We start from the raw sequence: 20,736 nt of genomic DNA, 5'->3' as shown, positions 1-20,736 counted from the left end.
CCACCGGGAGGAGGTTGGGGTGAGGGTCCGGCGCGAAGCGACGCGGGATGTTCGGGTGCATGAGGCTTCGCTCGTACCCTCATCCGCCCCTTAGGGGCACCTTCTCCCGGTGGGAGAAGGGAAGGCGCTGGCCCCTCTCCCCTCGGGAGAGGGGTTGGGGTGAGGGTCCGGCGCGCAGCGACGCGCGATGTTTGGGTGTGCGAGGCTTCGCCCGTACCCTCATCCGCCCCTGCGGGGCACCTTCTCCCGATGGGAGAAGGGAGCGGCTAGCCCCTCTCCCCTCGGGAGAGGGGTTGGGGTGAGGGTCCGGCGCGTAGCGACTCGTGACGCCTCCCCGCCCCTCAGTCGAAACAGGCGCAGTACGCAGCCAGCGCCGCGCATGGATCGGGCGCATCGAACACGCCGCTGATCACCGCCAGCAGGTCGGCGCCGGCCGCGACCAGGGGGCGTGCGTTGTCCGGGGTGAGACCGCCGATCGCCACGCGCGGCAGGCCCAGCGCTGCAGCCTCGTGCAACAGTCCGGGTGTGGCGCGGCGCGTGGTGACCTTGCTGCGGGTGGGGAAGAACGCGCCGAAGGCGACGTAGCTGGCGCCGGCCGCCGCAGCGTTGCGGGCTAGCGCCAGGTCGTCGTAGCAGGAGGCGCCGATCAGCGCCTGCGGTCCGAGCATGGCGCGCGCGGCAGCGAGGTCGCCGTCGTCCTCGCCCAGATGCACGCCGGCCGCGCCCACCGCCTGCGCCAGGGCGACGTCGTCGTTGACGATCAGCGGCACGCCGGCCTGGGCGCACAGCGTCTGCAGCGCCGCGGCCTGGTCGCGCCGCTGCGCCGCGTCGGCGCGCTTGTTGCGGTACTGCAGCCAGGTCACGCCCTGGCCCAGCAGCGGCGCCACCCGCGCCAGCAGACGCGCGCCGTCGGCCTCGTCGGGAGTGATCAGGTACACGCCGCGCGGCGCCGGGGATGCGTTCATGGCCAAGCCTTCCGATGCGTCGACGGCGATGGGACAATGCCGTTCCGTCCGACTGTGACCTGCGATTATCCAATGAGCGACGCCACCGCCACCACCTATCGCACCTGGATGTGCGTCGTCTGCGGGTTCATCTACAACGAGGCCGACGGCCTGCCGGAAGAAGGCATCGCCCCCGGCACCCGCTGGGACGACGTGCCCGACACCTGGACCTGCCCGGACTGCGGCGTGACCAAGGACGATTTCGAGATGGTGGAGATGGAGTGAGGGCTGGGATTGGGGAGTCGGGATTGGGGATTCGCAAGAGCGGCGATCCGCAATCTGCAAGCCATCCTGAGCGCCTTCAGCCCGGAAGCCCTCACGAAAAAGTGGCGTTGCTCAGCGACGCGTCAGATCACGCCGCAGCCGCCCTTGCGAATCCCCAATCCCGAATCCCCAATCCCCGCCGTCAATGCATCCGCTGCGCGCGCGCGCTCAGTTCCACCAGGCGCTCGCGGATCGGCAGGGCGTCGGAGGCCTCTGGGTTCAACTGCAGGTAGCGGCCCAGGTCGCGGCGCGCGCCGGGCACGTAATCCATCTGCAGATAGGCCATGCCGCGGTCGCGCAGGGCTTCGGGCTGGTCCGGCATCAGCTTGAGCACGCGGTCGGCGCTGCGTGCGGCGCGGTCCCACTCGTCGCGTTCGGCATACAGGCCGTGCAGGTTGCGCAGGACCCGAGCGAGGATCGCGCGGTGCGGCGCCGGGTCCAGGATCTGCAGCAGGGCGCGGTCGTCCGGGCTTTCGCCGCCCATGTGCGGCCGCGCACGCTCGCGCAGTTCTTCCACCGCCAGCGGGCGACCGCCGTTGAACGGGTCCATCACCAGCAGACCGTCGTCCACCGGCAGGCGCACCAGGAAATGCCCGGGGAAGGACACGCCGTCGAGCGGGATGTCCAGGCGCCGGGCCACTTCCATCTGCACCAGCGCCAGCGAGATCGGGTTGCCCAGGCGCCGCTCGAACACCTGGTTCATGTAGCTGTTGCGCGGGTCGTAATACTCGTCGTGGTTGCCGGTATAGCCCAGCTCTTCGAACAGGTGGCGATTGATCGCCGCCATCTTCAGCGGCCACTGCTCGATCGTCGCCACCTCGTGCCGCAGGTGGTCGGCGTGGCTCTGCGCCAGGGTGTCGTAATGGGCGGCATCCAGCTCCGGATACTCGTCGCGGGCGATCAGCAGTGCGGTCGCCAGCAGCGGCAGGGCATCGTCATCCAGAGCGGCCAGGGTATTCCAGCTCGGCAATGTCAATGGGGCGGCCATGGCCCAAGACTGGCGGCAAAGCCGGGCCCGATCAAGTCCGGCCGTTCCCGACAGCGGTGTCGGGTTCAGCGCCGTGGTCGCGGGGCCTTTCCCCGACGCCGCCGGCACCGTTGGCGGGTCAGTGGCCCTGCGGAATTCCCGGGCCGAAACGCAGTTCGGTGCCGTCCTGCAGCTTCAACTGTTCGGCCTGGCCGGCGTTGAGTTCGAGCACGTAGCGCGCCGGCGCGTTGCTCGGATAGGGCGGGCAGGCGTCGCCGGCCGAGCACGGCGGCACGTCGCGCTGCTGCGCCACCAGCTTGCGCTGGTTGTCGAAGTACAGGATGTCCAGCGGGATCTTGGTGTTCTTCATCCAGTACGCCTGCGGTTCCTCGCGGTCGTGGATGAACAGCATGCCGTGGTCCGCCTCCATCTGGTCGCGGAACATCAGCCCGCGCGCGCGCGTCGCATCGTTCTGCGCCAGTTCCACGTCGTAGCGATGTCCGCCCAATTCCACCCAATGGTCGCCGCCGGCGCTGGCGCAACCGCTGAGGGCAAGCAGGAGAAGGACGCCAAGCGCGCGGAAGAGGGACATGGGCGGGGCCAGGGCAAGAGGAGGACAGCGCGCACCTTGTTGCATGGTGCGTGTGGCGTCAAGAGCGGGGATTGGGGATTCGGGATTGGGGATTCGCAAAGGCAAGGATCTCGGCTTTCACGAATCCCCAATCCCGAATCCCCAATCCCGCACGCGCGCCAGCGCGCGTCAAAAGACGCGCGGCGGCTCGCCACCGACGATCACCACGTCGGCGGGGCGGCGGGCGAACAGGCCGACGCAGACCACGCCCGGGATCTGGTTCAGTTCGCGCTCCAGCGCCACCGGGTCGGTGATCGACAGGTGGTGCACGTCCAGCACCACGTTGCCGTTGTCGGTGACCACGCCGTCGCGCCACACCGGCTGGCCGCCGGTGCGCGCCAGGATCTCGCGGGCGACCAGGCTGCGCGCCATCGGGATCACCTCGATCGGCAGCGGGAACTTGCCCAGGGTCTGCACCTGCTTGCTCGGGTCGACGATGCAGATGAAGCGCTCGCTGGCCTCGGCGATGATCTTCTCGCGGGTCAGCGCGGCGCCGCCGCCCTTGATCAGGCACTTGTTCGGATCGCACTCGTCGGCGCCGTCCACGTACAGCGACAGGTTGCCGGTGTGGTTCAGGTCCAGCACCTCGATGCCGTGCTGGCGCAGGCGCACGGTGCTCTGCTCGGAACTGGACACCGCACCCTTGATGCGGTGGCCGATGCGGCCCAGCGCGTCGATGAAATAGGCGACGGTGGAGCCAGTGCCGACGCCGACGATCATCCCGTCCTGGACGTAGTCGATGGCTTTCTCGGCGGCAAGGCGTTTGGCTTCTGACATTTGGAGAGCTCGGGAGTGGGGATTCGGGATTCGGGATTCGTTGAAGCGGCAGACGGGTGGGAACGGAGACAAATCCCCAATCCCCAATCCCGAATCCCGGCTACTCGAGCGAAAGCAGCAACTTCCACTGCGCGGCGCTGACCGGGAACACCGACAGGCGGTTGCCGCGGGCGACCAGCGGGAAGCCCTCGCCCAGCGCGTCGGCGTGCTGCTTGATCTCGTCCAGGGCGATGGTGCGCGCCAGTTTGCGCTCGAACGCCACGTCCACCAGGTACCAGCGCGGCTGCTCCGGGGTGGCCTTGGGGTCGTGGTAGTCGGAGGATGGGTCGAACTGGGTGGCGTCGGGGTAGGCCTGGCTGGCCACACGCGCCACGCCGACGATGCCCGGCACCTTGCAGTTGGAGTGGTAGAACAGGATGCCGTCGCCGACCTTCATGCCGTCGCGCATGAAGTTGCGCGCCTGGTAGTTGCGCACGCCGTTCCAGGGTTCGGTGCCGACCCGCTGCAGGTCGTCGATCGAGAAGGCGTCCGGTTCGGACTTCATCAGCCAATAGCGGGTGCGTGCGGTCATGCGGGCAGATCGGGCGCGGTCGACAGAGTGAGGGATTCGGTGCAGACCGCGTCCAGCGCCACGTCCCAGGCCGCCAGCGGCAAGGCCGCGACCTGTTGCGCGTCGAAGGCGGCCCCGACCAGCCAGGGCGGCGGGGCCTGCCGCTGGCGGAAAGCGAAGCTGCGATCATACCAGCCGCCTCCCATGCCCAGGCGGCCGCCGGCGGTGTCGAAGCCGACCAGCGGCGTCACCACCAGCGCCATCTGCGCCGGCGCCAGGGTCGTGGCCGGGTCGACGTCGGGCTCGGGAATGCCATAGCGGTTGGCGCGCAGCGGCTGCCCGGGGCGCCACGGCGCAAAGCGCAGGGTATCGCCGCTGAGCACCGGCAGGCAGTACTGCACCGCCTCCGGCAGCGACAGTTGCCAGCGGTGCAGGGCGATCTCCCCGTCCATCGCCCAGTAGCCGCCGACATGGCCGTGCTGTGGCGCGAACGGCAGGTCCAGCAGTCGCTGCGCCAGCGCGTCGGCGGCGGCCAGGCGTACGGGCGCGGTGAGCGCGCGGCGGCGCGCGCGCAGGTCCTGGCGCAGGGAGTCGCGATCGTCGGCGGTCATCGGGCGGGCGTGGCGAGGGAGGGCGCTATTGTCGGTGCCGGCGCGTGCACTGACCAGGGCGCCGCCGCCGATCACGCGTAGAGCGCCACCGTCTGCCGGCCCCACAGCACCAGCCGCCCGGCGCTGTCCCAGATCTGCATGTCCTGCAGCGAGTAGCCGTCCTCGGCATGCAGGCTGGCCGAGCGCAGCAGGAACCAGTCGCCGGCGCTGGCCGGCTGCGGGAAGTCCAGGGTCCAGGTCATCGAGCTGACCGGTGCGGGTGCGGTGAAGCAGGTCATCGCCGCCGGCGGCAGGCAGTCGCCCAACGCCACCAGGGCCACGCCCGGGTCCACGCCGCCGGCGTCGCGATGGCGTGCCCAGACCAGCAATTCCGGGTCGGTCGCGGCGGACACCGGCAGCGCGCCGCCGGCCAGGCGCATGTCGAAATTGGCCACGAAGGCCGGCGTCACCGGACTGTCGGCGATCGGCGTCGCGTCATCGGGGCCGACCACCGCCGGCCGTGCAGGCAGAAAATCGTGGGCGATGCGGCTGGCGCGCGGTTGCGCGAACAGCAAGGCCGCACGCAGTGCGACCTGCCCGTCGGCCAGGCAATCGACGCCCACGGAGATGGCGGACTTGCCCTGGCGCAACACCTGCGCATCGAAGCGCAAGCTGCCGTCGGCCGGGCCGACGAAGCCGATGTGCGCCGACTTCAGCGGCGGCAACGCGGACGGTGCGGTGCGTAGCGCCGCCTGCAGGGCGAGCGCCGCGGACAGGCCGCCGAAGGCGGTGCGGCCTTGTCGCCAGCTGGCGGGGACGTCGAATCCCGCGGCGGGGTCGAAGCGGTCGAGGATCTGGGCGAGCGTCGGCAATCCGGGATCTCCGTGGTGGGGGCACAAAGTATCCAGGGTTTCGGTCGGCGCGAGAACGCGTGCACATGCGCTGCGCCGGCAACGACGGCGTGGTGGACACGCAGGTTGCGGACGCACAAAAAGGAAACGGCGCCTTGCGGCGCCGCTTCCTGGAAAAATTGCATTCTCCGCCGTGACGATGCGTGCGAAACGACCTTGAACCCGAGGTTCAAGTGGGATGGCTGGAGAATCATCGGGCTTCCCGCTACGAGGCGGACCTGCACTCCCGATTCCGTCGCCACCCCGTGGTCGTCATTAAGGGACAAGGCGAATGTTTGCACACGCTGTCGTTCACAGCAGAGAACGCAAGTGGAGTATAGCGCCGTCGTCGCGCTTGGCTAGTCCGTTCGTCGGTGCTTCGGTGCGTTGCAATTCACGTTGATGATCGCCGCGCCACGAGCGGATCAGCGGGTCGTATCGACCACGCTGTCCAGACGCCGATTGAGATCGGCGAGTGTGCGCGCCATCTCGCGCTCGCGCTGCGCCTGTTCGTCGCGCAGTTGCTGCAGTTCGTGCGCCAGGTTCAACGCCGCGAGCACGGCGACGCGATCCACCGCGGCCATGCGGTTGCTGCCGCGCACTTCGCGCATCTTCGCATCGAGCAGGCGCGCGGCGGCGAGCAGGCCGTCGCGCTCCTCGGCCTCGACGCCGACGGTGTACTCGCGGTCGAGGATGCGGACGCTGACCGGCTCGCTCACGTGTGCTGCTCCAGGGACTTCAGTCGGGCGATCATCGCTTCCACGCGCGAACGCGCCTGTTCGTTCTTGGTCAGCAACTGCGAGCGCTCGCCGATCAGGTGTTCCTGCTGCTGGCGCAGGCTGCGGTTCTCGTCGGACAGGCGCTGGCAGCGCTCGACCAGCGTTTCCACGCGCGCGGCAAGGGCGCGAAGCTCGGCGAGGGCGTCAAGGCTGTCCATGGCGCTCACGATAGGCATGCGCCGGAGGGGCGGTCAAGACGCCGCGCGGCGGCGCCATGGCCGGCGCTCAGGCAGGCAGCCGCAGCGGTTGCTGCAACAGGCGCAGGCAGGCGTCCGGTTCCAGCGCCGGCGCCACCAGGTGGCCCTGGATCTCGTCGCAGCCGTGCGCGCGCAGGAACGCCAGTTGCCCGGCGTCCTCGACCCCCTCGGCCACCACCTTCAGCGCCAGCGAGTGGCCCATCGCGATGATGGTGCTGGTGATCGCTTCGTCGTCCGGGTCGCGGGTGAGGTCGCCGATGAATTCCTGGTCGATCTTCAGGGTGTTGATCGGCAGCCGCTTCAGGTAGGCCAGCGACGAATAGCCGGTGCCGAAATCGTCGATGGCCAGGGTCAGCCCCAGCTCGCGGCAGGCGCGCAGCAGCGCGGCGTTCTTGCCGACCTGCGACATCACCACGCTCTCGGTCAGTTCCAGTTCGATGTTGGCCGCCGGCACGCCGGTTTCGGCGAGGATCCCGGCCATCAGCTCCGGCAGGTTGCCGCGCTCGAGCTGGATCGCCGAGACGTTCACCGACATGCACAGATCGGTCAGCCCCATCCGCCGCCAGTCGCGCAACGCACTGCAGGCCTGGCGCAGCACCCACTCGCCGATCTCCAGGATCAACCCGGTCTCCTCGGCCAGCGGGATGAACTGGCTGGGCGAGACCGGGCCGAAGTCGGCGCTGTGCCAGCGCAGCAGCGCTTCCACGCCCACCACCCGCTGCGTGCGCAGCGAGTAGCGCGGCTGGTAGACCAGCTTCAGTTCCTGGTCCAGCGGGATCTTGCGCAGCGTGCTGGCCAGGGTGGCGCGGTGGCGGGTGGCCTCGTCCATGCGCGCCGAGTACACCTGGGCGTTGCGGCGCCCGGCGGCCTTGGCCTGGTACATCGCGGTGTCGGCGTGCTTGAGCAGTTCGCTCGGCAGCAGCGCGTGCTGCGGGAACAGGGAGATGCCGATGGAGGTGGACACCGCGACCTCGCGGCGTTCGTCCAGCCGCAGCGGCGCCTCGAACGCGGCCAGCACGCGGGCGGCCACCGCCTCGGCCTCGCCCTGGCTGACGATGTCCTCGACCACCACGGTGAATTCGTCGCCGGCCAGGCGCGCCACCGTGTGCTGTGGCCCCACCGCCTGCTGCAGGCGTTCGGCCACCGCGCGCAGCACGCGGTCGCCGACGGCGTGGCCGAGCGAGTCGTTGATGTCCTTGAAGCGGTCCAGATCCAGGAACAGCACCGCGACCGAGCCGGCCTGGCGCCGCGCCCGCACGATCGCCCGCGCCAGGCGCTCGGACAGCAGGGCGCGGTTGGGCAGGCTGGTCAGCGTGTCGTAGTTGGCCAGGTAGCGCAGTTCCTGCTCGGCGCGCTTCTGTTCGGTGATGTCTTCCAGCACCACCACCTGGAAGCTCTGGCGGCCGTCGGCGTCGACCACGGTGTTGCGGCGCAGGTGGCAGAGGATCTCCTGGCCGTCCTTGCGCCGCTTCCAGGCCTCGCCACGCCAGTGCCGGCCGTGGTCGGCCGCGGGCGCCGCCGGCGTTTCCGGGGTGTGGTCGATCAGCGTCATCGGCTGGCCCAGCACCTCGCGCTCGCTGTAGCCGGTGATGCGGGTGAAGGCCGGGTTGACCGAGATGAAGCGGCGATCCTCGTCGAGCACGGCGACCGCTTCGCCCATGCTGCGCAGCACTTCGGCGGCGATGCGCCGTTCCAGGTCGGCCTGGCGGTGCGAGGTGATGTCGCGGGCGGTGCCGGCGAGCCGGCGCGGTGCGCCACTGGCGTCGTAGTCGACCACGCGGCCGCGCACCCGCGCCCAGTGCCAGATCCCATCGCCGGTCAGGTCCACCCGGTACTCGGCGGTGTAGATCGCGGTGAGGCCCTGCAGGTGTTCCTGCAGCACCTGCCGCGCCTGCGCCATGTCGTCGGGATGGATGCGCAGCGGCTCGTTCTCGCGGATCACCAGGCCGATGTCCTGCGCGTGCGGCGTGGCCTCGTCGGCGCGCATCAGCCGCAGCGTGCGCGCCTGCAGGTCGTAATCCCAGAAGTGTTCGCCCGAGGCCCACAGCGCCAGCTTCAGGTGCTGGTCGCGCTGCTGCAGCTGCGCATGCCGTTGCAGTTGCTCGCGCAGGCGCCGACGCGAGCGCAGCGCGAACAGCGCCGCCAGCCCGCCGGCGGCCAGCGCCGCGAGCGCCACCAGCGGCCACGCGGCCAGCAGGGTCTGGCCGAACAAAGCCAGGCCGGTCCTTTCCGCAGCTCCTGCAGCGACGTGCTCCAATGGCATGGCGGAAAGTGACTTCTGTCAAAGAACGGGTGGTGGAGTGTAGGCGCGTGCCGGAAGCCACCACAAGCGGCGGCGCACACGCGATTGCTACACTGCGCAGTCCCGATTCCGCTGCAGGCCGCCACAGGCCCGTGGCCAGCGCCCGACAGGCTTCGCTCCATGACCGAACTTCCCACTGCCGACCAGATCGCCGATGCCAGCCGGACGCTTGGCCTGGCTGCGTCGGCGGCCGAACTGCACGGCGCCCTGTGCGGCTGGCTGGCCGGCGGCGGCGCCGATCTGCCGGCCTGGCCGGCTGCGGTGCTGGCCGACGCCAGCATCGCCGCGCCGCGCAGCGGCGACGCCCTGGACCGCCTGCGCGAGGCCACCGCTGCGCAACTGAACGACCGCGATTTCGGTTTCGACCTGGTGCTGGCCGATGCCGGCGCGTCGCTGCCCGAGCGCGCCGACGCGCTGTTCGACTGGTGCCGCGGCTTCCTCGGCGGCTTCGGCCTGGCCGCGGGCGCCGCACCGCCGCTGTCCGAGGAAGGGCAGGAGGCGCTGCAGGACCTGGCGCGCCTGGCCCAGGCCAGCGCCGACGATTTCGACAGCGGCGACGAGGACGAGGACGCGCTGGCCGAGATCGAGGAGTTCGTGCGCGTGGCGGTGCTGCTGCTGCACAGCGACTGCGTGCTCGGCCCGCGCCACCGACAGCGCCTGAACTGATGAAGCGGCTCACCGGGATTTCCTCCGGCGAGTACGCGCGCCGCCGTCGGCAACTGATGGACATGGCCGGCGAGCAGGCCATCCTGGTGCTGCCCAGCGCGCCGGAGCGGGTGCGCAGCCACGACACCCATTACCCGTACCGGCAGGATTCGGATTTCTGGTACCTGTGCGGCTTTCCCGAGCCGGACGCGGTGCTGGTGCTGGTGCCTGGGCGCCGCCACGGCGAAGCGCTGCTGTTCTGCCGCGAACGCGATCCCGAACGCGAAGCCTGGGATGGTCCGCGGGCGGGCCAGGAAGGCGCGGTCGAACGCTACGGCATGGACGATGCCTATCCGATCGACGACCTCGACGAGATCCTGCCCGGGCTGCTGGAAGGCCGCTCGCGGGTGTACTACCACTTCGGCCGCGACGTCGATTTCGACCTGAAGCTGATCGGCTGGGTCAAGCGCGTGCGCGAGCAGGTACGGCACGGCGCGCAGCCGCCGCACGAATTCCTGGAGCTCGGCCATCTGCTGCACGAGCAGCGCCTGTTCAAGTCGCGCGACGAGATCGCGCTGATGCAGGTGGCCGCCGACCTGAGCGTGGCCGGGCACCGCGCGGCGATGCGGCTGGCGAAGCCCGGCATGCACGAATACCAGGTGCAGGCCGAGATCGAGCGCGAATTCCGCGCCGGCGACGCCTGGCCGGCCTACGGCAGCATCGTCGGCAGCGGCCACAACGCCTGCGTGCTGCACTACCGTGCCAACACCGCGCGCCTGCGCGACGGCGATCTGGTGCTGGTCGATGCCGGTGCCGAGTACCGCGGTTATGCCGCCGACATCACCCGCACCTTCCCCGCCAATGGCCGCTTCAGCGCCGAACAGCGCGCGCTGCACGACCTGGTCGGCGCCGCGCACGCCGCCGCGCTGGCGCAGGCGCGCCCGGGCGTGGCCTACGAGGCCGGACACCTGGCCGCGGTGCAGACCCTGACCGAAGGCCTGCTGCGGCTGGGCCTGCTCAAGGGCAGCGTCGAGCAGAACCTGGCCAGCGGCGATTACCGGCGCTTCTATCGGCATAAGACCGGGCACTGGCTGGGCCTGGACGTGCACGACGTCGGCGACTACCGGCTGGCCGGCGAATCGCGCCTGCTCGAACCGGGCATGGTGTTCACCATCGAACCTGGCCTGTACGTGTCGCCGGACGACAAGGACGTGGACCCGAAGTGGCGCGGCATCGGCATCCGCACCGAGGACGACGTGCTGATCACCGACGACGGCCACCGCGTGCTCACCGATGCCTTGGCGCGCAGCGCCGAGGAGATCGAGGCCTTGATGGCTGGGAATGGGGAATAGGGACTAGAGAATGGAAAAAGCAGCGCCCGCGCGCGGAAAGGTCAGCTAGCAGGCCCGGCGCTTTTGCTGTTGCGAATCCCCAATCCCGAATCCCCAATCCCGGCGGCGGCCTTCAGGCCGCCGCCGCAAACACCGGCCGCGTCAGGTTCTCGGGTGCGTCCTGAGTGCACACCACTTCGTCCTCGATGCGGATGCCGCCGTAGGGCTTGAACTGCGCCACCCGCGCCCAGTCGACGCTATCGCCGTGGCCGGCCTGCTTGAGGTCGTCGAGCAGCATGTCGATGAAGTACAGGCCCGGCTCGATCGTCACCACCATGCCCGGCTCCAGGGTGCGGGTCATGCGCAGGTAGGGGTGGCCGTCGGGGCGTTCGATGCGGCCGCCGCGGTCGCTGGCGGCGAAGCCGGCGACGTCGTGCACCTGCAGGCCGATCGGATGGCCCAGGCCGTGCGGGAAGAACGCGGCGCTGACGCCGGTGGCCACCGCGGTCTCCGGCGACACCTTCAGCACCCCGGCATCCCGGAGTACGCCCATCAGCGCCAGATGCGCATCCAGGTGCAGTTGCCGGTAGTCGACGCCGGCGCGCACGTGCTGGCCCATGCGCTGCTGCGCGGCGTCCACCGCGTCGATCAGCGCCTGGAAGTCGCTGCCGCGATCGGCGGCGTAGGTGCGGGTGATGTCGCTGGCATAGCCGTGCGCGGAGGCGCCGGCGTCGATCAGGAAGCTGCGCAGCGGCGTCGGCGCCTGCCGCTGCAGTTCGGTGTAGTGCAGCACGGCGCCATGTTCGTTCAATGCCACGATGTTGCCGTACGGCAGTTCGTTCGCGTCCTGGCCGACCGCGGCGCAGTAGGCCATGTGGATCTCGAACTCGCTGCGGCCGTCGCGGAACGCGGCCTCGGCGGCGCGATGGCCGCGCACTGCCGCCTGCTGCGCCTGGCGCATCAGCGCCAGCTCGTAGGGCGTCTTGTAGGCGCGGTGGTATTCCAGGTAGTGCAGCACCTCCGCCGGGTTGTTCGGCACGTAGGCGCCCAGCGCGCTCTGCGGCTCGCCGAGGATCGCGCTGCGCGCGGCATCCGGCAGCAGCGCCAGCGCCTCGTCCGGGGTGCGGATCAGGTGGATGTCGCAGTGCTCCACCCACCAGCCACTGGGCGCGTCCGGCACCACGTGCCAGTAGTCGCGCGGCTGGTGGAAGATCACCTGCGGGCGGCGCCCGGGCGTGTACACCAGCCAGCTGTTCGGCACCCGCGTCAGCGGCAGCCAGGCCTTGAACTGCGGATTCACCGAAAACGGATAGTCGCGATCGTCGAACACCTGGTAGTGCAGGGTGCCGCTGGGGACCACCAGGTGGTCGAAGCCGCCGCGCGCCAGCGCCTCGTCGGCGCGTTGGGTCAGCGTGCGCAGGTGGTCGGGATACAGGGCGCTTGGGTCGTGCTGGGGCATGGCGGCGGACTCGTTCGGCGATGCGGAAACAGGGGCGCCAGTGTGCCGGAAACGTTGCGGGCGTGCGGACGTGGGTGGACGGCGTGCGCATGCGTGCGTTGCCGAAGCTGCGCCGGCGACGCGGGGCTTTTCCGATCCGCCGGATCCTCTTTGACTCGAAGCGCGAAACTCGGATGGCTGTCGTAGGAGCGGCTTCAGCCGCGACCGAGGCGCCTCGGGAAGGCCGGTCGCGGCTGAAGCCGCTCCTACAAGATTGGCGGCCCTAGCCGCCGGGGGCCGAGTTGATCCACTGCCGCAGCAGGTCGCGATGCGCGGGAGAAATGGTCAGGAAGCGGAAACCGGCCCAGGCCTGGCCTGGTGCGTGCGAGGGTTCGCTCCACAGCAGATGCGCGCCGACGTCGATCTGCGCGTCGCGGTCGGCCTGCGGCATCGCGAAGCGCAATTGGTACAGCGCGTCCTCGTGCAGCGGCGCCGAGGCCAGCAGCAGCATGCCGTGTTCGGAGACGTTGCCGAGGCGGCCGACCACGGCGTCTTCCATCAGGTCCAGCACCGGCACCATGTCCGGGACCTGGCGGCGCGGCGAACGGCGGGCGTCGCTGCTCATGCACCCTCCAAGGCGTCGTCGGCGGCGGGAACGCCGGCCAGGGTGCGCAACGCGCGCACCGCGGCCTGCCAGGCGCGGTCGATCAGGCGTGCGCGGTCTTCGCTGACGATGCGGGCCTGGCCCTGCGCCAGCAGCCGCGCCAATCCGTCGAGCGTGTGTTCGGCGGTCTTCTGTCCGCGCTGGTTCACGAACAGCGCACGCTCGGTGATCGGGCTGTACCAGGACAGGCGTTGCCGCTTCAGGTCGCCTTGCTGGTTGACCACGAATTCGAACCAGGTGCCGAACGGCAACGTGCGCAGCCGCGCATACGCCGCCTGTTCGGCCTCGTTGCGCGGCGGCAGCGAGGGCCGCTCGCCGTCCTCGCCCTGCTCGCCCAGACGGGTGCGTGCCTTCAGCCGCACGCTGAGCTCGGTGCGCGAGGTGGTGGCGTCGGTGCCGCCGGGCGTGGACAGGCGGCGGGCGATGGCCTCGGCCTCCTGTTGGTGGTAGCCCACCTGCAGCAACGCCTGGCCCACGCGCTCGGCCAGGCCGGCATCGGAGGCGCCATCGCTGCGGCAGGTGACCTCGGCGATGCGCTCGGCCAGGCCGATGCGTTCGCGCCAGGTCTCCGAATCCTCGCCCTGGCGCAGCAGGGTCAGCACCAGCACGTCGGACCAGGCCTGCTGCAACAGGGTCTGCACGAAACCGGGCGGTTGCCGGGCGTTGCACAGCGCTTCCAGGGTGGCGGTGGCGGTCTGTTTGGCCAGTTCCAGCCGTTCCTTGCCGCGCGCGGCCTCCACGTGCCGGCGTTCGGCGATCTCCGCCTTGTGCGCCAGGCTGCGCTGCTGCGCCTGGATGTCCTGGTGGGCCTGCTCGAAGACGGTTTCGTCGCCTTCGTATTCCTCGACCACGCGGTCCACGGCCTGGTTGAGCTTGAGCAGCAGCGTCGGATCGCTGTCGTCTTCGCCGAGCCAGGTCGCGCCCGATTCGGCGACGGCGTTGAGCAATTCCCGCGCCGGGTGGCGGCTGCGCGCGAAGAACGCCGGGTCCTGCAGCGCGGCGCGCACCAGCGGCACCTGCAGGCGTTCCAGCAGTGCCGCGGCCGGCGCGTCGGCGCGCACCTCGCGCTCGATCTCGCCGTACAGCAGGCCGAGCAGGTCGAAGGTGTCGGCCTGCTGTGGGGCCAGGGTCGCCTGCGCGCCGTGGCTGGCGCGCAGCGCCTGCAGCAGGGCGGTCTGCACGTCGCGCAGGTGGCGGCGTCCGCGCAGCCCGCCCAGGGTGCTGTGGGCCGGCGGTTGCGCCTGCAGTTCGCCCAGGGCCTGCAGCAGGCTGGCGGTCGGGACCGGGATCGCACCGGTGGCGCTCGCCGGCCGCGCCGGAAGTGTGGCGGCACCGGCGGTCGCGGTCGTGGGCGCCGTCGCGGCCGGTGCGGCCTTGGCGCGCGCTGCGGTCAGCAACTGGCGCAGGGTGGCCAGGTCGGGGCCGCTGGCGGCCGGTTCCGCGGCGGCCGCCGCTGCACCCGCTGGTGGCAGCGGAGTGGTGGCGGCAGGCCCCGGCGGCACGCCCATGGCGGGTGCGGCCTGGACGGGGGCAGCGCCGCCGCCGCGGGTGGCGCTGTCGGCAGGCGCCGGCGCGGTGCCCGCGGCCATGCGCGCGGTGCGGCGCGCGCCCGGCTCCACGTTGGTGCTGCGCGCCACGTAGGGCAGGTAGATCAGGCCCGGGAGTACCCCAGCGTGGGTCAGCAGCACATTGGCCCGTTCCACGATCTCGCCATAGCGCGCCAGTGCCTGGCGTTCGAAGGCGCGGTACAGCGACAACTGTGTGTCCAGCCCCAGGCCCAGCGTTTCGCCGGCGGCGCGCAGCAGCCGGCACAGCGCGTGCGGCCCCAGCGGCAACTGCTCGATCTCGAAGGCGGGCCGCGCCGCCAGCACGCCGAAGCGCTGGCCGAGCAACTGCAGCGGGATGTTGCAGCGGGTCGCCTCGCGGCGGGCGATCTCGTGCAGCACGATGTCGCGGTCGATATCCACGTCGGCGACCAGGGTCAGCATCTGCGCCGCCGCGACCGGCCTGGCCGTGCGCGGCGTGGCGGCCGCGGCGGCCGGGCTGCGGATGCCGGCCAGCCCGGCTTCCAGGTGCGCCTGGTAGTGCGGCGCAAAGTGCCCGCGCTGCGCGCGCAGGCGCTGCGCTTCCTGGAACAGGTCCTGCTGCACCTGGCCGTTGCGGGCGCGCCCGGCCTGCTCGAGCAGGTCCTGCTCCAGTTCGTCCAGGGTCGCCTGCAGCGGCATGTCCAGGGCCTGCCACAGCAGGCTGTTCAGGGTTCGCAGGATGTCGCGCACGCGCGCCGGCAGGGCGGCGCTGGCAAGCGTCGCCGTCGGGGCCTGGAGGGTCGCAGACACGGGCATCCTGTGATCGCCGTTGTACTTTTCTGCGCGGTATGTAGCACGATCCGCCGCCGCAACCAAGGCGGACGACGCGGCTCAGGGCAGGAACAGGGCGATCACGTCGTTGGTGAAACGCCGTCCCAGCTCGGTCGGGACGGCGTGCCCGGCGTCCACCCGCAGCCAGTCGCGGGCCTGCGCGGTGGCCAGGGCCGGGGCGATCGCCTGCAGCGGCAGGCCGGTGCGGGCGCTGAAGTCGCGCAGCGCGAAGCCGTCGTTGAGGCGCAGGGCGTTGAGCATGTACTCGAACGGGCGCCGCTCCGGCGCAATCCACTCGTCGCCGCCGATCGCCGCCGGCGTCCCCGCTGCGTCCAGGAACGCCTGCGGATGCTTGTGCTTCCAGCGCCGCAGGATGTTCTGCTCGGCGCCGGAGCTGATCTTGCCGTGCGCGCCGGCACCGATGCCGAGATAGTCGCCGAAGGTCCAGTAATTGAGGTTGTGCGCGCAGCGGTAGCCGGCGCGCGCGTAGGCGCTGACCTCGTACTGCGCGTAGCCGGCCTCGGCCAGCAGCGCCTGGCAGCGCTCCTGCATGTCCCAGGCGTCGTCGTCCTCGGGGATGCCCTGCGGCGGCCGCGCGGCGAACACGGTGTTCGGCTCCAGGGTGAGCTGGTAGTGGCTGAGGTGGGTCGGCTGCAGCGCCAGTGCCTGCGCGATGTCGCGCTCGGCCTCGGCCAGGGTCTGCTGCGGCAGCGCGTACATCAGGTCCAGGTTGAAATTGGTGTAGCCGGCGTCCTGCGCCAACTTCACCGCGCGCTCGGCCTCGGCGCCGTCGTGGATGCGGCCCAGCCGCTGCAGGGCCGCGTCGTCGAAGCTCTGGATGCCGAAGCTGAGGCGATTCACCCCGGCCGCCAGGTAGCGGTCGAAGCGGCCGTGCTCGGCAGTGCCGGGATTGGTCTCCAGGGTGATCTCCAGGCCTGGCGCGAAGCGCAGCCGGGCGCTGGCGGCCTGCAGGAAGCGGTCGATCGCCTCGGGCGGGAACAGGCTGGGCGTGCCACCGCCGAAGAACACGCTGTTGACCACGCGCCCCCAGACCAGCGGCAGGTCCTGGTCCAGGTCGCGGATCAGCGCATCCACGTAGGCATCGAACGGCAGCGCGCCCTTGGCCGCGTGCGAGTTGAAGTCGCAGTACGGGCATTTGCGCACGCACCAGGGCAGGTGCACGTAGAGCGACAGCGGCGGCGGCACCAGCGACGGGCTGCCGGCGTGCGCGGACGGATCCGGGCAGGCGGCGCCGGGCGGATGCTGGCAATGGTCGTGGGCATGCGGCATGGCGGCGGGAAAGCGGAGTGCGATCGGCGAATGGGTGGGGTGGGTCAGGGGCCGCAGGCGCGGCGCAGTGCAGCCTGCGCGCACCACGTGGCCTGCATCGGCCCGATGCCTACGCGCGGCGCGGTCACCCGGCCGGCCGTGCCGCCAGCAGCTCGGCCAGGCGCTGCTTGAGCTGCTGCAGGGCGAGGGCGCGGTGGCTGATGCGGTTCTTCAGCGCCAGCGGCATCTCGGCCGCGGTCTGGCCGTGCTCCGGGTCCAGGAACACCGGGTCGTAACCGTGCCCGCCGGTGCCGGCACGGGCTTGCGCGATGCGGCCGCGCCAGCGCCCTTCCACCAGCAGCGGTTGCGGATCCTCGGCATGCCGCAGCAGCACCAGCACGCAGTAGAAGTGCGCGCCGCGCTGCGCGTCGGGGACATCGCGCAGGGCGTCAAGCAGCTTGTCGATATTGGCCTGCGCATTGCCGTGCTCGCCGGCATAGCGCGCCGAATACAGGCCCGGCGCGCCGTGCAGCGCATCCACGCAGATGCCGGAGTCGTCGGCCAGCGCCGGCAGGCCGGTGACGCGGGCGGCGTGGCGCGCCTTGAGCAGCGCGTTCTCGACGAAGGTCAGGCCGGTTTCGTCGGCATCGCTGACGCCGAGCGTGGATTGCGCGATCAGTTCGACCCCGACGTCGTCGAGCAGGGCATGCAGTTCTTCGAGTTTGCCGGCGTTGCTGCTGGCCAGGACCAGTTTCATGCGGTGGGCTCCAGCAGATCCCAGGTGTTGCCGTACAGATCGCGGAACACCGCGACCGTGGCATAGGGTTCGTGACGCGGGGCTTCCAGGAATTCCACGCCGGCGGCGCGCATCGCCGCATGGTCGCGCTGGAAGTCGTCGGTGTGCAGGAAGAAGCCGACGCGGCCGCCGGTCTGGTCGCCGATGCGGCTGCGCTGCGCGTCGTTGCTGGCGCGCGCCAGCAGCAGCGCCGCGCCGCGTGCATCGCCAGGTCCGACCACGACCCAGCGCTTGTGGCCCTGGTCCACGTCTTCCAGCAACTGGAAGCCCAGCTTGCCGGTGTACCAGGCGATGGCCTCGTCGTAGTCGGCCACCACCAGGGTGACCAGGGCCAGGCGCCGCTTCATTGCGCCAGGGCCGCGCGCTGCGCCGCCAGCAGCTCGCCGATGCCGCGCTCGGCCAGGCCGAGCAGCGCGTCCAGTTCGTCGCGGCGGAAGGCGTGGCCCTCGGCGGTGCCCTGCAGCTCGATGAAGCCGCCGCCGTCGTTCATCACCACGTTCATGTCGGTATCGCAGTCGCTGTCCTCGGCGTAGTCCAGGTCCAGCACCGGCACGCCGCGGTACACGCCCACCGAGACCGCCGCGACCGCGCCCAGCACCACCGGCTTCTTCAGGTCGCCGCGCTTCTGCAGCCAGTTCACCGCATCCACCAGGGCCACGTAGGCGCCGGTGATGGCGGCGGTGCGGGTGCCGCCGTCGGCCTGCAGCACGTCGCAGTCCAGGGTGATGGTGCGCTCCCCCAGGGCGGTGCGGTCGACGCAGGCGCGCAGCGCGCGGCCGATCAGGCGCTGGATCTCCAGCGTGCGTCCGCCCTGCTTGCCGCGTGCGGCCTCGCGATCGGAGCGCGAGTGGGTGGCGCGCGGCAGCATGCCGTATTCGGCGGTCACCCAGCCTTCGCCCTTGCCGCGCAGGAAGCCCGGCACGCGGTTCTCGACGCTGGCGTTGCACAGCACGCGGGTGTCGCCGAAGCCGACCAGGACCGAGCCTTCGGCATGGCGGGTGAAGGCGCGTTCGATGCGGACCGGGCGCAACTGATCGGCCGTGCGGCCGCTGGGACGGGAGAAGGACATGCAGGGGTTCCGGGAAGGGCGGGGCGTGCGCGGCATGTGACCGCGTTCGGCAAGGCAGGAAAGGGCGCTAGGTTAACATCCGCCCCTTGCCCGCATTGGAACACCGCATGATCCGCAGCATGACCGCCTACGCCGGCGCCGAGCGCATCACTCCCTGGGGCACGCTGGGGTGCGAGCTGCGCTCGGTGAACCACCGTTTCCTGGAGGTGGGCGTGCGCCTGCCGGAGGAACTGCGCGCGCTGGAGCCGCAACTGCGCGAACGCGTCGCCGCGCGGATCAGCCGCGGCAAGCTCGACCTGATGCTGCGCCTGCGCGCGCCGGAGGCGGCGCAGACGCTGGCGGTGAACGAGGCGCTGGTCGAACAGTTGGGCGTGCTCGCACAGCGGCTGGGGGTGCGTTTCCCGCAGATACAGGTGCAGTTCGTCGACCTGCTGCAGCTGCCGGGCGTGCTGCAGGGGCAGGCCGCCGATCCGGCGGCGCTGCAGGCGCAGGCGCTGGAACTGCTGGACGAGGTGCTGGCCGAGTTCGTCGCCGCGCGCGAGCGCGAGGGCGGCAAACTGGCCGCGGCCATCATCGAGCGGGTCGATGCGGTGGAGCGCATCGCCGGCGAGGTACGCACGCTGATCCCGGCCATCCGCGACGGCCAGCGCGCCAAGCTCGCGGCGCGCCTGGCCGACCTGCCGCATCCGGTCGACCCCGGCCGCGCCGAGCAGGAACTGGTGCTGTGGCTGCAGAAGCTGGACGTGGACGAGGAACTGGACCGGCTCGGCAGCCACATCAAGGAACTGCGCCGGGTGCTGCGCCAGCCGGAACCGGCGGGCCGGCGCCTGGATTTCCTGCTGCAGGAGTTCAACCGCGAGGCCAATACACTGGGTTCGAAGTCGGTGGACAGCCGCACCTCCAACGCCGCGGTGGAACTGAAGGTGCTGATCGACCAGATCCGCGAGCAGGTGCAGAACCTGGAATAGCCGGGATGGCGGGAGTCGAGATTGGGGATTGGGAAGGCGGATTCCGAGTGCCGGGCGGGTCACGTCCATACCGGGTAGCATATCGACCCCGTGGGTATCGGCCCGCGGCCCCGTTCGCGAATCCCGACTCCCCAATCCCGAATCCCTGACCCTATGCGCGGCACTCTCTACATCGTGGCGGCCCCCTCCGGCGCCGGCAAGAGCAGCATCGTCAACGCGACCCTGGCGCGCGACCCGCAAATCGCGCTGTCGATCTCGTTCACCTCGCGCGCGCCGCGGCCGGGCGAACGCCACGCCGAGCACTACCATTTCGTCTCCGCCGACGAGTTCCAGCGGATGATCGATGCCGGCGACTTCTTCGAGTATGCCCGCGTGCACGGCGACTGGAAGGGCACCGCGCGGCAGTCGGTCGAGCCGCAGCTGGCCGCCGGCCACGACGTGCTGCTGGAGATCGACTGGCAAGGCGCGCGTCAGGTCCGGGCCAAGGTGCCGGACGCGGTCAGCGTGTTCATCCTGCCGCCGTCGCGCGAGGCGCTGGAGCAGCGCATGCGCAAGCGCGGCCAGGACAGCGAGGCGGTGATCGCGCAGCGGCTGGCCGCCGCGCGCGAGGAGATGTCGCACTACGCCGACTTCGACTACGTGATCGTCAACGAGCATTTCGACACCGCGGTGGACGAGATGTGCGCGATCTTCGTCGCCAGCCGCCTGCGCCGGCTGCCGCAGCAGCAGCGCCACGCCGGGCTGATCGCCACCCTCCTGCAGGAACAGCCAACTGGCTGATTCCAAAGGGAACTGAATGGGGTGGGGTTGATCTTGGGCGGCTGTCGCCCTACAATCCCCGCCCTTTCCCTCATTCGAACGCGTGGCCGCCGCCGGCCCGCCGGGAGCCCGCATGGCCCGCATCACCGTAGAAGATTGCCTGGAAGTCGTTAACAACCGTTTCGAACTGGTCATGATGGCGTCCAAGCGCGCCCGCCAGCTCGCCAACGGCGTGCAGGCCACCCTCGACAACACCGAGTCGGCCGACAAGCCGACCGTGCTGGCGCTGCGCGAGATCGCCGCGCGCAAGATCGACAACGCGCTGATCGACGAGGTCGAGAAGGCCGAGCGCGAGCGCGCCGAGCGCGAAGCCCTGGAATGGGCCGCGGCCGAAGTGGTGGCCGACGAGGACATGTCCAAGAACGACGACTGATCGCGTCCCGCGTCGCGATCGTCCTGCGAACAGCCCGCATCCGCGGGCTGTTTCGT

Annotated in this window: 23 protein-coding genes and 1 other RNA gene; 6 read left to right on the top strand and 18 right to left on the bottom strand. The window is 70.7% G+C overall.

Features of this window, described 5'->3' with window-relative positions; genetic code table 11:
* Nucleotides 1–341: 341 nt before the first annotated feature.
* Nucleotides 342–965 carry a thiamine phosphate synthase gene (gene thiE, locus AC1PK7_RS16290; protein ID WP_481098810.1) on the bottom strand — a complete coding sequence of 208 codons (624 nt, stop codon included), beginning with the start codon at nt 963–965 and terminating at the stop codon, nt 342–344.
* A 72-nt stretch (nt 966–1,037) separates the two neighbouring features.
* Here thiE and AC1PK7_RS16285 point away from each other — a divergent pair, with 72 nt between their 5' ends.
* A complete protein-coding gene (locus AC1PK7_RS16285) occupies nt 1,038–1,229 on the top strand; it encodes a rubredoxin (RefSeq protein ID WP_048491769.1) in 192 nt (63 codons plus the stop codon).
* Nucleotides 1,230–1,410: 181 nt separating this feature from the next.
* Here AC1PK7_RS16285 and AC1PK7_RS16280 read toward each other — a convergent pair whose 3' ends face one another.
* From AC1PK7_RS16280 to AC1PK7_RS16235, 10 genes are all read right to left on the bottom strand, one after another.
* Nucleotides 1,411–2,325 carry a SirB1 family protein gene (locus AC1PK7_RS16280; protein WP_371184883.1) on the bottom strand — a complete coding sequence of 305 codons (915 nt, stop codon included), beginning with the start codon at nt 2,323–2,325 and terminating at the stop codon, nt 1,411–1,413.
* Nucleotides 2,326–2,374: 49 nt separating this feature from the next.
* A complete protein-coding gene (locus tag AC1PK7_RS16275; RefSeq protein WP_019800669.1) occupies nt 2,375–2,827 on the bottom strand; it encodes a DUF192 domain-containing protein in 453 nt (150 codons plus the stop codon).
* A 168-nt stretch (nt 2,828–2,995) separates the two neighbouring features.
* Entirely contained in the window at nt 2,996–3,643 is a 648-nt protein-coding gene (gene rpiA / locus AC1PK7_RS16270; protein WP_420007684.1) for a ribose-5-phosphate isomerase RpiA, read from the bottom strand.
* Between the two features lie 100 nt (nt 3,644–3,743).
* Complete coding sequence (locus AC1PK7_RS16265; RefSeq protein ID WP_017915860.1) at nt 3,744–4,214, bottom strand: EVE domain-containing protein; 471 nt, start codon at nt 4,212–4,214, stop codon at nt 3,744–3,746.
* Nucleotides 4,211–4,804: a 5-formyltetrahydrofolate cyclo-ligase gene (locus tag AC1PK7_RS16260; RefSeq protein WP_152240004.1), complete on the bottom strand. Its 594-nt coding sequence runs from the start codon at nt 4,802–4,804 to the stop codon at nt 4,211–4,213. The genes AC1PK7_RS16265 and AC1PK7_RS16260 overlap by 4 nt, the downstream gene beginning before the upstream one ends.
* Before the next feature lie 71 nt (nt 4,805–4,875).
* Entirely contained in the window at nt 4,876–5,655 is a 780-nt protein-coding gene (locus AC1PK7_RS16255; RefSeq protein WP_481098809.1) for a thioesterase family protein, read from the bottom strand.
* A 160-nt stretch (nt 5,656–5,815) separates the two neighbouring features.
* Nucleotides 5,816–6,000: non-coding RNA, 6S RNA (gene ssrS, locus AC1PK7_RS16250), on the bottom strand.
* Nucleotides 6,001–6,098: 98 nt separating this feature from the next.
* Nucleotides 6,099–6,392 carry a cell division protein ZapA gene (locus tag AC1PK7_RS16245; RefSeq protein WP_010342806.1) on the bottom strand — a complete coding sequence of 98 codons (294 nt, stop codon included), beginning with the start codon at nt 6,390–6,392 and terminating at the stop codon, nt 6,099–6,101.
* Nucleotides 6,389–6,610, bottom strand: a complete 222-nt coding sequence (locus AC1PK7_RS16240) for a TIGR02449 family protein (RefSeq protein WP_019800452.1) — start codon at nt 6,608–6,610, stop codon at nt 6,389–6,391. Before AC1PK7_RS16240 ends, AC1PK7_RS16245 begins: the two co-directional genes overlap by 4 nt.
* A 67-nt stretch (nt 6,611–6,677) precedes the next feature.
* Nucleotides 6,678–8,861, bottom strand: a complete 2,184-nt coding sequence (locus AC1PK7_RS16235; protein WP_481098808.1) for a putative bifunctional diguanylate cyclase/phosphodiesterase — start codon at nt 8,859–8,861, stop codon at nt 6,678–6,680.
* 210 nt (nt 8,862–9,071) lie between these two features.
* Between AC1PK7_RS16235 and AC1PK7_RS16230 the strand changes: the two genes are divergently transcribed.
* A complete protein-coding gene (locus AC1PK7_RS16230; RefSeq protein WP_010342809.1) occupies nt 9,072–9,617 on the top strand; it encodes a YecA/YgfB family protein in 546 nt (181 codons plus the stop codon).
* Complete coding sequence (locus tag AC1PK7_RS16225; RefSeq protein WP_481098807.1) at nt 9,617–10,948, top strand: aminopeptidase P N-terminal domain-containing protein; 1,332 nt, start codon at nt 9,617–9,619, stop codon at nt 10,946–10,948. The genes AC1PK7_RS16230 and AC1PK7_RS16225 overlap by 1 nt, the downstream gene beginning before the upstream one ends.
* Before the next feature lie 112 nt (nt 10,949–11,060).
* Here the strand turns inward: AC1PK7_RS16225 and pepQ are convergent, their stop codons facing one another.
* The 7 genes from pepQ to rph all read right to left on the bottom strand — a co-directional run bounded on the left by pepQ (nt 11,061) and on the right by rph (nt 18,520).
* Nucleotides 11,061–12,386, bottom strand: a complete 1,326-nt coding sequence (pepQ, locus tag AC1PK7_RS16220; protein WP_481098806.1) for a Xaa-Pro dipeptidase — start codon at nt 12,384–12,386, stop codon at nt 11,061–11,063.
* Between the two features lie 262 nt (nt 12,387–12,648).
* The gene (locus AC1PK7_RS16215; protein ID WP_019800853.1) at nt 12,649–12,990 is read right to left on the bottom strand and encodes a PilZ domain-containing protein; all 342 of its coding nucleotides are present in this window, start codon (nt 12,988–12,990) and stop codon (nt 12,649–12,651) included.
* Nucleotides 12,987–15,371, bottom strand: a complete 2,385-nt coding sequence (locus AC1PK7_RS16210; protein WP_481098805.1) for a DUF1631 domain-containing protein — start codon at nt 15,369–15,371, stop codon at nt 12,987–12,989. The genes AC1PK7_RS16215 and AC1PK7_RS16210 overlap by 4 nt, the downstream gene beginning before the upstream one ends.
* Before the next feature lie 75 nt (nt 15,372–15,446).
* Entirely contained in the window at nt 15,447–16,676 is a 1,230-nt protein-coding gene (gene hemW, locus AC1PK7_RS16205; RefSeq protein ID WP_481098804.1) for a radical SAM family heme chaperone HemW, read from the bottom strand.
* 124 nt (nt 16,677–16,800) lie between these two features.
* Complete coding sequence (gene rdgB / locus AC1PK7_RS16200) at nt 16,801–17,412, bottom strand: RdgB/HAM1 family non-canonical purine NTP pyrophosphatase (protein ID WP_209248789.1); 612 nt, start codon at nt 17,410–17,412, stop codon at nt 16,801–16,803.
* Nucleotides 17,409–17,798, bottom strand: coding sequence for a VOC family protein (locus tag AC1PK7_RS16195; protein ID WP_481098803.1), 390 nt, complete (start codon nt 17,796–17,798; stop codon nt 17,409–17,411). Before AC1PK7_RS16195 ends, rdgB begins: the two co-directional genes overlap by 4 nt.
* Entirely contained in the window at nt 17,795–18,520 is a 726-nt protein-coding gene (rph, locus tag AC1PK7_RS16190; RefSeq protein WP_481098802.1) for a ribonuclease PH, read from the bottom strand. Before rph ends, AC1PK7_RS16195 begins: the two co-directional genes overlap by 4 nt.
* Nucleotides 18,521–18,627: 107 nt before the next feature.
* Here rph and AC1PK7_RS16185 point away from each other — a divergent pair, with 107 nt between their 5' ends.
* From AC1PK7_RS16185 to rpoZ, 3 genes are all read left to right on the top strand, one after another.
* Nucleotides 18,628–19,488 (top strand): YicC/YloC family endoribonuclease, encoded by an 861-nt coding sequence (locus tag AC1PK7_RS16185; protein WP_481098801.1) that lies wholly within the window; start codon nt 18,628–18,630, stop codon nt 19,486–19,488.
* Nucleotides 19,489–19,641: 153 nt separating this feature from the next.
* Complete coding sequence (gene gmk, locus AC1PK7_RS16180; RefSeq protein ID WP_010343100.1) at nt 19,642–20,268, top strand: guanylate kinase; 627 nt, start codon at nt 19,642–19,644, stop codon at nt 20,266–20,268.
* A 112-nt stretch (nt 20,269–20,380) separates the two neighbouring features.
* On the top strand, nt 20,381–20,680 hold the full coding sequence (gene rpoZ, locus AC1PK7_RS16175; RefSeq protein ID WP_010343101.1) for a DNA-directed RNA polymerase subunit omega: 300 nt from the start codon (nt 20,381–20,383) through the stop codon (nt 20,678–20,680).
* Nucleotides 20,681–20,736: the final 56 nt, after the last annotated feature.

The organism is Xanthomonas sp. NCPPB 3174 (assembly GCF_056725205.1).
The sequence above is the reverse complement of the archived record's forward strand: the minus strand, read 5'-3'. Positions and strand labels throughout refer to the sequence as shown.

Bases quoted from the DNA above. Each gene is read 5' to 3' on its own strand.
- AC1PK7_RS16195 (WP_481098803.1), bottom strand. From the start codon at position 17,798: ATGAAGCGGCGCCTGGCCCTGGTCACCCTGGTGGTGGCCGACTACGAC.
- AC1PK7_RS16215 (WP_019800853.1), bottom strand. From the start codon at position 12,990: ATGAGCAGCGACGCCCGCCGTTCGCCGCGCCGCCAGGTCCCGGACATG.
- hemW (WP_481098804.1), bottom strand. From the start codon at position 16,676: ATGCCGCATGCCCACGACCATTGCCAGCATCCGCCCGGCGCCGCCTGC.
- AC1PK7_RS16260 (WP_152240004.1), bottom strand. From the start codon at position 4,804: ATGACCGCCGACGATCGCGACTCCCTGCGCCAGGACCTGCGCGCGCGC.
- AC1PK7_RS16275 (WP_019800669.1), bottom strand. From the start codon at position 2,827: ATGTCCCTCTTCCGCGCGCTTGGCGTCCTTCTCCTGCTTGCCCTCAGC.
- AC1PK7_RS16210 (WP_481098805.1), bottom strand. From the start codon at position 15,371: ATGCCCGTGTCTGCGACCCTCCAGGCCCCGACGGCGACGCTTGCCAGC.
- gmk (WP_010343100.1), top strand. From the start codon at position 19,642: ATGCGCGGCACTCTCTACATCGTGGCGGCCCCCTCCGGCGCCGGCAAG.
- AC1PK7_RS16285 (WP_048491769.1), top strand. From the start codon at position 1,038: ATGAGCGACGCCACCGCCACCACCTATCGCACCTGGATGTGCGTCGTC.
- AC1PK7_RS16225 (WP_481098807.1), top strand. From the start codon at position 9,617: ATGAAGCGGCTCACCGGGATTTCCTCCGGCGAGTACGCGCGCCGCCGT.
- AC1PK7_RS16265 (WP_017915860.1), bottom strand. From the start codon at position 4,214: ATGACCGCACGCACCCGCTATTGGCTGATGAAGTCCGAACCGGACGCC.
- AC1PK7_RS16230 (WP_010342809.1), top strand. From the start codon at position 9,072: ATGACCGAACTTCCCACTGCCGACCAGATCGCCGATGCCAGCCGGACG.
- AC1PK7_RS16240 (WP_019800452.1), bottom strand. From the start codon at position 6,610: ATGGACAGCCTTGACGCCCTCGCCGAGCTTCGCGCCCTTGCCGCGCGC.
- pepQ (WP_481098806.1), bottom strand. From the start codon at position 12,386: ATGCCCCAGCACGACCCAAGCGCCCTGTATCCCGACCACCTGCGCACG.
- rdgB (WP_209248789.1), bottom strand. From the start codon at position 17,412: ATGAAACTGGTCCTGGCCAGCAGCAACGCCGGCAAACTCGAAGAACTG.
- AC1PK7_RS16185 (WP_481098801.1), top strand. From the start codon at position 18,628: ATGATCCGCAGCATGACCGCCTACGCCGGCGCCGAGCGCATCACTCCC.
- thiE (WP_481098810.1), bottom strand. From the start codon at position 965: ATGAACGCATCCCCGGCGCCGCGCGGCGTGTACCTGATCACTCCCGAC.
- rph (WP_481098802.1), bottom strand. From the start codon at position 18,520: ATGTCCTTCTCCCGTCCCAGCGGCCGCACGGCCGATCAGTTGCGCCCG.
- rpoZ (WP_010343101.1), top strand. From the start codon at position 20,381: ATGGCCCGCATCACCGTAGAAGATTGCCTGGAAGTCGTTAACAACCGT.
- rpiA (WP_420007684.1), bottom strand. From the start codon at position 3,643: ATGTCAGAAGCCAAACGCCTTGCCGCCGAGAAAGCCATCGACTACGTC.